The organism is Pseudoalteromonas sp. SG43-3 (genome assembly GCF_014164385.1).
Taxonomy (GTDB): Bacteria; Pseudomonadota; Gammaproteobacteria; order Enterobacterales; family Alteromonadaceae; genus Pseudoalteromonas; species Pseudoalteromonas distincta.
In genome coordinates this window covers 251,298-261,332 of sequence record NZ_JACJFC010000004.1, presented here as the reverse complement: position 1 = coordinate 261,332, position 10,035 = coordinate 251,298, and the positions used below count along the sequence as shown (strand labels likewise).

Annotated in this window: 9 protein-coding genes; 2 read left to right on the top strand and 7 right to left on the bottom strand. The window is 41.5% G+C overall.

The annotated features are described in order from the left end of the window. Positions 1-445 precede the first annotated feature (445 nt). Positions 446-1,537, top strand: coding sequence for an IS110 family transposase (locus tag H5157_RS05600; RefSeq protein ID WP_259399349.1), 1,092 nt, complete (start codon positions 446-448; stop codon positions 1,535-1,537). A gap of 203 nt (positions 1,538-1,740) precedes the next feature. Here H5157_RS05600 and H5157_RS05595 read toward each other — a convergent pair whose 3' ends face one another. After that, on the bottom strand, positions 1,741-2,193 hold the full coding sequence (locus H5157_RS05595; RefSeq protein ID WP_182724332.1) for a hypothetical protein: 453 nt from the start codon (positions 2,191-2,193) through the stop codon (positions 1,741-1,743). Positions 2,194-2,432: 239 nt separating this feature from the next. Here H5157_RS05595 and H5157_RS05590 point away from each other — a divergent pair, with 239 nt between their 5' ends. After that, positions 2,433-3,401, top strand: a complete 969-nt coding sequence (locus H5157_RS05590) for an integron integrase (RefSeq protein ID WP_182724331.1) — start codon at positions 2,433-2,435, stop codon at positions 3,399-3,401. A gap of 73 nt (positions 3,402-3,474) precedes the next feature. Here the strand turns inward: H5157_RS05590 and H5157_RS05585 are convergent, their stop codons facing one another. The 6 genes from H5157_RS05585 to H5157_RS05560 form a co-directional block, all read right to left on the bottom strand. Beyond that, positions 3,475-4,245, bottom strand: coding sequence for an SDR family oxidoreductase (locus H5157_RS05585; protein WP_182715378.1), 771 nt, complete (start codon positions 4,243-4,245; stop codon positions 3,475-3,477). Positions 4,246-4,254: 9 nt separating this feature from the next. Then, on the bottom strand, positions 4,255-5,154 hold the full coding sequence (gene mmsB / locus H5157_RS05580; protein WP_182715377.1) for a 3-hydroxyisobutyrate dehydrogenase: 900 nt from the start codon (positions 5,152-5,154) through the stop codon (positions 4,255-4,257). A 10-nt stretch (positions 5,155-5,164) separates the two neighbouring features. After that, on the bottom strand, positions 5,165-6,316 hold the full coding sequence (locus H5157_RS05575; protein ID WP_182724330.1) for an enoyl-CoA hydratase/isomerase family protein: 1,152 nt from the start codon (positions 6,314-6,316) through the stop codon (positions 5,165-5,167). Beyond that, the gene (locus H5157_RS05570; protein WP_182724329.1) at positions 6,316-7,107 is read right to left on the bottom strand and encodes an enoyl-CoA hydratase; all 792 of its coding nucleotides are present in this window, start codon (positions 7,105-7,107) and stop codon (positions 6,316-6,318) included. The genes H5157_RS05575 and H5157_RS05570 overlap by 1 nt, the downstream gene beginning before the upstream one ends. 10 nt (positions 7,108-7,117) lie before the next feature. Then, the gene (locus H5157_RS05565) at positions 7,118-8,275 is read right to left on the bottom strand and encodes an acyl-CoA dehydrogenase family protein (protein WP_002961869.1); all 1,158 of its coding nucleotides are present in this window, start codon (positions 8,273-8,275) and stop codon (positions 7,118-7,120) included. Positions 8,276-8,452: 177 nt separating this feature from the next. Next, positions 8,453-9,943, bottom strand: a complete 1,491-nt coding sequence (locus tag H5157_RS05560; protein WP_182724328.1) for a CoA-acylating methylmalonate-semialdehyde dehydrogenase — start codon at positions 9,941-9,943, stop codon at positions 8,453-8,455. Positions 9,944-10,035 lie beyond the last annotated feature (92 nt).

Here is a 10,035-nt window from a genome sequence, read left to right as displayed (position 1 = left end):
GAAATTACTTGCTTCATCCTATGTATTAACTCGCTCTAATTCGAGCTGAAGTAATTATGGCTTAAAAAGTGAAGCAAGGATCAGTGTGCTTAACTTGACAGTGGGAGTCATACCAACGCCTCATTAAGAGGCTAAAAATAGTTGGTTAAAATAAGCGACGCAGGAGCAAAAACCAACTGTTATTTGTCCTTTTGAGTGACTTATAGTTCGACCAAGCCACTTAATTTAAAAGTAACTGACTATTATATTAAGTGGAATATGCTTCTGTTGGTTACGAATATTGAATGCCAAACATCTAATGTTTTTAACAAGACGTTCGAGCCAACAGAGCACCTCGATTTCAAAACGCATACTCAGGGATTGCCGACCAAGACTATCTATAAGACCTGTGAGAAACGAGATTTAAGCACATTCCGTCCTTAACTTTAACCGTAGGCGCTATAAAATGAAAGCATATAACGTTGATAATTTTGCTGTACTCATTGGCATGGATTTGGCCGATAAAAAACATGATATTTGTGAACACCCAACAGGCACTAATAAATATCATTACACCGTTATTAAACACACACCTGAAGCGTTGCATGAATGGGCTATGGATATTAGACAGCGTTATCCAGAGCAGAAAATAGCAATTGTTTGTGAGCTTAAAAAAGGCCCGCTTATTTATGCATTAGCTAAATACGACCACCTTACTTTATTTACCGTGAATCCTTGTGCTGTTGCTAAATACCGCCAGGCTTTTACGCCCAGTGGCGCAAAAGATGACCCATCAGATGCCTTTGTACAAGTTGAAATTCTCACGTTACACATGGATAAGCTGTCTGTCATTGAGCCTGAGTCAGCAGCTATGCGAACGCTGTCTCAGCTTGTTGAATATCGCCGAAGTTTAGTGCAAGACAGTGTCGATTTATCCAATAAAATAACAGCGACATTAAAAAATTATTACCCGCAGGCACTTGAATGGTTTAAAGAAAAGGACACGTATATATTCTGCGACTTCATTCAGAAGTGGCCGTCACTCACTGCGGTTAAAAAAGCAAGAAAACAGACTTTACTCGACTTTTTTGAGAGTCATAACTCACACTATTCCACGGTCAATAATGCACGATTAGACAGTATTAAAAATTCAATGCCATTAACTCTGGATGAAGGTGTCATTGTGCCTAATCAAATGCTCGTTGAAGTGCTTATTACGCAATTTAAAGTGTTATTAAAAGGTATTGAAAAGCTCGATAAAGCAATAAAATCGGCTTATAAAGCCCAGCAAGATAAAAAGATATTTGATAGCTTACCCGGTGCAGGTCCACAACTCGCCCCACGTTTACTTGTTGCTTTTGGGAGTAATCGTGCGCGTTATAATGATGCTGCAGAACTTCAAAAGTACGCGGGTATAGCGCCTGTTATTGAGCGCAGTGGCCAAAAAATGTGGACTCATTGGCGTTATAGTTGCCCCACTTTTTTAAGGCAAACATTTGTAGAATGGGCAGGCTTTTCTATTCGTTATTCGTTTTGGGCTAAAGCGTATTATGAGTAACAAAAAGCCAAGGGTAAGCCGCATAACAGCATAATTAGATCACTGGCATTTAAATGGATAAGGATTGTATTTAGGTGTTGGAAAACGAATACACCCTACGATGAATCGACGTATTTAGCGGCCTTAAAACGCAGAGGCTCACCACTTTTAAAATTTGCAGTTAATAGCTAAATTTTACTAGTCGTCCACCTCAGGGCGTGTTGTTATATTTTTTTACACACTGTAATTTCGTTGGTTTCACTATTAACTTGAACCCAACGATTTTCATTTATGGACTTAGTAATGGTTGAAGCTGTATCAGCTAACATAGCATTCCTTAGACTTTCTTTTGCACCAATTAGAAAGCCAGTATTATCTTTAACTATTGCTATATCAATTGAATCAATTTGCTGTTCAAGCATAAGAGATTCAAATTTAAATGTACCTACAGTTTTTAATTCTAAAATAGACTCTTCGCCACCTTTTTGGATAAATGTGACCATACCATTATGGGAATAACTCATATTTTGGGTTTTATATTCGATAATACTAACCAATATCATTTCACCATTTGGTTCAGGTGAGCAGTCCCACTTACCATCTATCATCAAAAAGTCATTATCAAACGCATAACTATTAAGACTAAGTAACATTGATAAAATTAGAATTTTTCGCATAACTTTCCTAAAAATATAACAATTTTATAGTGCGCTCATCGCGCATATATCTGCCAATGTCACGCTCATGTATTCAATAAATCATTTTTACCAAATAACTTAACACATTGCTATATATAATTTTTTACTAGCACACAAACTCTCAATAAAAGACAAAATGCGCTCGTCGCTCATTTTCTTGAATATGGGAGCAGTGCAACTATACTGTATATAAATACAGTTATATTATTGGTGGTAATATGAAAACACGCTCTCCATTTTTAAATTATATAGCCGATTATATGTTGGTACGTCAGTATTCATTACGCACCATCGATACCTACCTAAGATGGATTGCATCTTATATCCATTTTCATAATAAACGCCACCCCACCTCAATGGGAGACAATGAAGTCGAGTGCTACTTAGAACATTTAGTGTTAAAACAAAACGTTGCACCACGTACGCAAGCCACTGCACTCAATTCATTGTCATTTTTATACAAACATATAATAAAAAACGAACTTTCATTAAATTTAAATTTTGCCCGTAGTAAAAAACAAGCAAAGCTCCCTGTCGTGATGACCCCAGAGGAAGTTAAAATGTTGATGGCTCATTTAAATAAGCGCTATTATTTAATTGCAGCCCTTATGTATGGAAGTGGTTTAAGAGTAATGGAAGCGGTGCAATTAAGGGTGAAAGATATTGATTTAGATTATAAATGTATTCAAGTATGGAATGGCAAAGGAAATAAACATCGTATTGTAACGCTCGCTACAGAGCTGATCCCTATGCTGAGAACTCAAATTTTAAACGTTGATGACTACCTAAAGCTTGATTTAAATAACACTAAATATGCCGGCGCGTGGATGCCATATGCCTTAACAAAAAAATATCCTTCAGCCGCAAAAACACTAGCATGGCAATATTTATTTCCTTCTCATATGTTAAGTTCAGATCCTCAAAGTGGTGAAATAAGGCGACATCATTTTCATCACTCTTGTATTAGAAAAGAGGTTAAAAAAGCCGTCCAAAAATCAGGGTTAACAAAAATAATAACACCTCATACATTAAGGCACTCTTTTGCTACTCATCTACTGCAAAATGGCGCCGATATAAGAACTGTTCAAGCTCAGCTTGGCCATTCTGATGTTAAAACCACACAAATTTATACTCATGTATTGCAGCAAGGTGCAAACGGGGTTATTAGCCCTTTTTCAAGTTTATAAATCTCCCCGATTTAAAACAAAAAAGCACAACCCAAAGAGTTATGCTTTTAAATCAACCTTAATCTAGTTCGTTTTACAAACGAATGCCGCCGTCTATTTCAACCACGCGACCGGTAAAAAAGTCGTTTTCGATAATGTATTGTGCAGTATGGGCAATTTCGTCGCTTTCGCCTAAGCGCCCTACTGGCGTTACTGCAAGCATACGTTGTTTGGCTTCGGGCTTCATGGCGTCGGTCATGGCGGTGCTTATAACACCTGGTGCAATAGCGCCTACGCGTATACCAAAGCGGCCAAGTTCTTTAGCCCATGTGGTGGTAAGTGCCACTACGCCTGCTTTTGATGCCGCGTAGTTTGTTTGCCCAATATTACCTGCGCGCGCTACGCTCGACATATTTACGATTACGCCGCCTTTGCCTGATTCAATCATGTGGCTTGCAGCTTCCCGCCCTGCTAAAAACACACCGGTCAGGTTCACATCAATCACTGATTGAAATTGCTCAAGAGACATTTTTTTAACGACCTTGCCATCTTTAGCTTTTATAAACATGCCGTCGCGTAAAATACCGGCGTTGTTTATAAGCACGCCAATATGGCCAAAATCGCTGTTGATGGTATTAAATACGTTTTCTACTTCGCTCTCAGTGGTTACGTTTGCGGCATAACCTTTTATGTTGCTGGTTACACCTTCAAGCTGTGTGAGTTCTTCGCATGCGGTGTTTAATAAATCTTGTGCCATATCTATTAAAGCAATGTTAGCACCCATAAGTGCAAACTTTTGCGCCATTGCAAAGCCTAAACCTTGTGCGCCACCGGTTATTACTACCGTGTTACTTTTAATTTCCACGCGTTGCTCCTACTTAGAAAACAGTTTAAAAATGGCACTAAAGTCATCACTACCCGCACCTTGGTGCTGTAGCATAGTGTATAAATTTTTAGCCATTGAACCCATTGGGGTTGATGAATTACTTTGCTGCGCGGCTTCCATGGCAAGGCCTAGGTCTTTAGCCATTAAATCGACCATAAAGCCTGGTTTGTAATCGTTACTAGCCGGTGCGGTATCCATTACACCTGGGCAAGGGTTGTAAAGTTCAAGCGTCCAGTTACGGCCCGAACTTGCGGTCATTATGTCGCTAAGTACTTTAGGATCGAGGCCGTTATTTATACCCATTTGCAGTGCTTCGCTGGTACCTGCCATTAAAATACTGAGTAGCATGTTATTACATATTTTTGCTACTTGCCCTGCGCCAATATCGCCTGCATGAAATATGTTTTTACCCATATCACTAAGCACTGTATTTGCTTTATCGAACGCTGCTTTTTCGCCACCTACAATAAAGGTAAGAGTGCCAGCAGTTGCTCCTGCAACGCCGCCCGATACCGGTGCATCTACAAAGCTAATGCCCTGCTCGCCAAGTTTACTGCCTACAATACGTGCTGATTCTGCATCTATTGTTGAGCAATCAATTACTAATGTATTGTTGATCAGCACGTTAATTAAACCGCTGTCGTCATTATTACCTAAGTAAAGCGACTTAACATGTTTGCCCGCAGGTAACATACTAATAAGTACGTCAGCATTAGTTGCGCACTGCTTTGCATCAACTGCTGCTTTTGCGCCTTTACTTGCAAGCTCATTTACGACCGACTGGTTTAAATCAAACACGCTAACAATATGGCCTGCTTTAATTAAGTTAGCCGCCATTGGGCCGCCCATATTACCTAAGCCGATAAAACCAATATTTAGTTTAGTCATCGTCTTTCCTTTATTTGTGTGATGGCGTGTCTAAGCCATTGAGAGGGTGTTTTTCGCCAAAGCGGTTAGCAAAAAAACTGTCGATTATTGTTTGTGGTACATCAGTTAGTGTTTTGTACTGCCAATTAGGCGCGCCGTCTTTATCTATTAATAACGCCCTTACACCTTCTTGAAACTCACCTACTTCGCCAGCGCGAACCGACATACTTAGCTCCATTTTAAAACACGCTAATAAGCTTTTGCCTTTGCTGGTTTTTAATTGCTCACTAACGAGTGCACAACTTAATGGGCATCCGTGTTTAAGTGATTTTTGAGCGCGTTGTAGCCACTTGTCATCAGTGGTTAGCCCTAAAATATAATTAACCTGCTCTTGCAAGGTTTTAAACTCACCCAGTTTCTGAATCGTTTTTAGGTTAGCTTTTATATTGCCTTTAGGCATACGCGCCGACTGGTTGTCTAAATCGGTGAGTAAATCGGTTAATCGATCATGATTTAAGCTCGCAGTTTTGCCCCACTTGGCAGTTAAAATTTGCGCAAGCATGGCATCATATTTGTTGCTATCGATAAAGTGATCTGCAAGCGATACAAAACGCGCGTCGTCGCAGTTTATAGAGGCCGACGTTAGCCCTAAAAATAGCCCGACGCTTTGTGGCATTTTATGTAAAAAGTAACTGCCGCCTACATCTGGGTATAAACCTATGGTTTGCTCTGGCATGGCAATGCGTGATGTTTCGGTTACAACGCGGTGGCTAGCACCGGCCATTAGCCCTAAACCGCCGCCCATTACTATGCCGTTACCCCAAACAAGGATTGGTTTATCAAAGGTATGAATAAGATAATCAAGCTTGTACTCTAGTGTAAAAAACTCTTCAACTAGGCTTGTTGGTTTACCCTGCGCCATCGCATGATGAAGGCTCACAACATCGCCACCAGCACAAAATGCTTTATCGCCTGCGCCTTTTAACAACACCATTGCAATAGTTTCATCGTCTTGCCAAGCTCGCAATTGCGGCTCAAGTAATTTGATCATCTCAAAATTAAGCGCATTTAATGCTTTTGGTGCATTGAGTGTAATAAGCCCAATTAAACTGCCATTTTCTGCGGTTGCGGTTTCAAATACTACGGGCTCATCGGCGTTATTTAATACTGTTAAAGCACTCATTAGCCATTTACCCAGTTAGCGCGGCGTTTTTCTAAAAAGGCATTTACGCCTTCTTGTTGATCTTCGGTATCAAATAAACCAACAAATAACTCGCGCTCAAGAGGCAATACACTTGCCATTGGTTGATGGCGCCCTTTTTGAATCAATGTTTTACACGCTGCAACTGAGGTAGGGCTTTGATCGGCCACTTGGTTGGCCAGTTTTAATGCCGCCTCAAAGCTTTCACCCTGTGGTACTACTTCTTCTACTAAGCCAATTTGCAGGGCTTTATCAGCTTTTAAGCGCTCGCCGCATAAAATCATGCGTTTTGCCCAGCCTTCGCCAACTAGCCATGCTAAATTTTGTGTGCCACCAGCACAGGGTAATAACCCTACTTTAGCTTCAGGCAATGCCATTTGTGCTTGCTCTTCCGCTATACGTACGTCGCACGCAAGCGCCACCTCTAAACCGCCGCCCATTGCATAGCCGTTTATGGCAGCAACCGACACGCCTCTAAAATTAGTAAGCGCTTCAAATGCTTCACCAAATACACGCGACATATCAGCAGCTACGCCTTTATCGCCACCAGCAAATACGTTTAGGTCGGCACCCGCGCTAAAAAACTTCTCGCCTTCACCAGTCAGTACTAATGCATAAATATTTTTATTATTATTAAGCGCGTTAACGGTATTTTTTAAATCAACTAGGGTGTCTTTTGTCCAGGTGTTTGCTGGCGGGTTAGACATAGTTAAAATAGCAACATGACCTTCGGTTGTAAGTTCAATACTCGGATTAGATTTAGATTCTGACATACATTGCTCCTTATAAAACGTCGCTTGCAGACTCAGCCAAAATACGGCGCGCTATAATCACACGCATAATTTCGTTAGTGCCCTCTAAAATTTGATGAACGCGTACATCACGTACATGGCGCTCAAGCGGGTATTCTTTTATGTAACCGTAACCACCATGAATTTGCAGTGCGTCGTTACACACAGTAAAGCCAACATCGGTAGCAAAGCGTTTAGCCATGGCGCAGTAAGTGGTTTTTTCAACGTCGTTATTATCAAGTTTAAATGCAGCAAGCCTTACCATTTGGCGCGCAGCTACAAGCTCGGTGTTCATATCGGCAATTTTAAATTGCAATGCTTGAAACGCAGCCAATGGTTTACCAAATTGTGTACGTTCTTTTAAATATTCACGGGCTGTATTAAGCGCCGCTTGCGCTGTACCAATTGAACATGTGGCAATGTTAATTCGGCCGCCATCAAGGCCTTGCATCGCAAATTTAAAGCCTTCGCCCTCTGCGCCTAACAAGTTATGCGCAGGGATGCGCACATCTTCAAAGCTAATTAGCCGTGTTGGTTGTGCGTTCCAACCCATTTTTTCTTCAGCTTTGCCGTATTCAACGCCTTTTGCGTCGGCAGGCACTACAAATGCCGAAATACCCGCAGCGCCTTCGCCGCCTGTACGTGCCATTACCACTAATACTTCGGTTTCGCCCGCGCCTGATATAAACATTTTTGAGCCATTAATAACGTACTCATCACCCTCAAGCACGGCTTTTGTTTTAAGTGATGCGGCATCTGAGCCCGAGCCTGGCTCTGTTAAACAGTAAGAGGCAAGTAGCTCGCCCATTACTAATTGCTCTACGTATTTGTCTTTTACGGCATCAGTACCAAAACTTGCTACCATCCAGGTGGCCATATTATGAATGGTCAACATGGCCGTTGTTGCGGTACAGCCCATAGCAAGTTGTTCAAAAATAATGCTCGAATCTAAACGAGATAAACCAAGGCCGCCTGCTTCCTCTGGCGTGTATAAACCACAAAAACCAAGCTCGCCCGCAGCTTTAATCGTGTCTTTAGGAAAGATATGTTCGCGATCCCATTTTGCGGCATGGGGCGCAAGTTCTGACTCGGCAAATTGGCGTGCAGTTTGAGCAAAGGCTTGTTGATCTTCAGATAAGTTAAAGTCCATGGTAGAGACCTCTTTAGTTGTGTGTTTGTTGTTGTGTGTTTGTTGCGTTTCGCTTTCCCATTACAGGGATAGTTAGTGACGAGCGGCGAAGGCTTATGTGTGTGTTGTGTGTGAAGTTGCCTTCGCGCCCATCTTTTTTATTAATTATTCTTTTATTTACTCATTTTTTAATTACGATTATTTTAAGTTAATGCTCATGTTTGGACCCGACGCAATGTCGTCTTCAAACCAACGTGAGGTAATTGTTTTAGTTTCTGTGTAAAAACGAATACCTTGCTTACCGTACGTGTGAGTATCGCCGTAAAACGAGCCTTTCCAACCAGTGAATGAAAAGAACGGAAGTGGCACCGGAATTGGCACATTAATACCTACTTGGCCTACTTCAATTTCGTGTTGGAATTTACGAGCCACTGCGCCGCTTGAGGTAAATAATGAGGTGCCGTTACCGTAAGGGCTGTCGTTAATAAGGGCGATTGCCTCTTCAAGCGTGTCTACAAACATACACGCTAGTACTGGACCAAATATTTCTTCTTTGTATAAATCCATCTCTTTGGTTACATCGGTAAATAACGTTGGGCCAACCCAGTTACCTTGCTCATACCCTTCAACCGTAAAGTCAGAACCATCAATTAAACAGGTAGCGCCTTGCTCTTTACCACCAGCAATGAGTGATAAAATACGTGCCTTTGCTGCTTTTGATGTTTGTGGACCGTATGCCGCGTTTGCATCATCCCACACGCCTGGGCGTACATTTTCAAAGCCTGCTTTAATTTCATCTACCCACTGACTTGCTTGACCTACAAATACAGCAACAGAAATACCCATACAGCGCTGGCCAGCAGCACCGACAGATGCGCCTACTAGGTTGTTTACAACGTGCGATTTACTTGCATCAGGCATAATAACCATGTGGTTTTTAGCGCCAACACAGGCTTGCACACGTTTAAGGTTTTGCGTGCCTTTAGAATAAATATAAGCACCTACACCACACGAGCCAACAAACGAAATAGCGCGTACTGCTTTGTCTTCTAGTAAGCGGTCTACTTGTGGTTTTGTACCGTGAACAACTTGTAATACGCCTTTTGGTGCACCGGCTTCAATAAATAGCTCTGCTAAGCGCACTGGTGTAAGTGGGTCTTGCTCAGACGGTTTTAAAATAAAGGTGTTACCACACACAATAGCCAGCGGAAACATCCAAAGTGGGATCATTGCAGGGAAGTTAAATGGTGTTACGCCCGCACATACGCCAAGTGGCTGCATGTAAGAATACGTATCGATTTTACGCGCTACGTTTTCCATTGTTTCACCCATCATTAATGATGGTGCGTTTGCTGCTTGTTCTACTACTTCAATACCGCGCCAAACATCGCCTTTTGCATCTTCAAATGTTTTACCCAATTCGTGGCAAATAATGGTAGCAAGCTCATCATGGTGTTCTTTTAATAGCGCAGCGTACTTCATCATAATGCGAGCACGTTCTGTAATGGGTACGTCTTTCCATGTTTTAAACGTCTCAGAAGCTGAGGCAATTGCCGCGTCCATTTCTGATTTTGTGGTACATGGCACTTGTGCAAGTACTTCTTGAGTTGCTGGGTTTATAACATCGATAAGCTCTTTTGATGCTGATTGAATAAATTCGCCATTTATAAGTAGTGGTACTTGGTGCATGATTAAATCCTAGTGTGTGAGTTGTGTGTTCTCTTTTAAAATTGGTAGCGCCGCTTTGTTAGCATTATTAGTGCAGCGCTTTTGTAGTTATT